Raw genomic sequence first — 273 nt, 5'->3', positions numbered from 1 at the left:
TCGGTGCCATAGCCCGGCAGGGGTCACACCATGGTGCCCAGACGTCCACCAGGACGGGGATGTCATTGTTTCGGCGATGCTTCGCAAAGCCGGCGGCATCGGTTGCGGCGGGAGAGCCTGCAAACAGCTGATGGTGGCAGGCCCCACATCGCGCTGCCTCAGCCGGCCGGTCCACAGGGACCCGGTTGGTCCGCGCGCAGTGCGGACAGACGATGTTGCGGGCAGCGGGCATCGGCTCCTCGCTCCACTTGTGTCTCTGGAACTGCAGGAGCG

Annotated in this window: 1 protein-coding gene; it reads right to left on the bottom strand. The window is 67.0% G+C overall.

What is annotated here, in order from left to right; genetic code table 11:
- On the bottom strand, positions 1–232 hold a 232-nt coding region (locus WDW90_RS39385), incomplete at its 3' end, for a thioredoxin domain-containing protein (RefSeq protein ID WP_336493027.1).
- Positions 233–273: the final 41 nt, after the last annotated feature.

The sequence above is a fragment of the Methylobacterium nigriterrae genome, assembly GCF_037106235.1.
GTDB lineage: Bacteria > Pseudomonadota > Alphaproteobacteria > Rhizobiales > Beijerinckiaceae > Methylobacterium > Methylobacterium nigriterrae.
The sequence above is the reverse complement of the archived record's forward strand: the minus strand, read 5'-3'. Positions and strand labels throughout refer to the sequence as shown.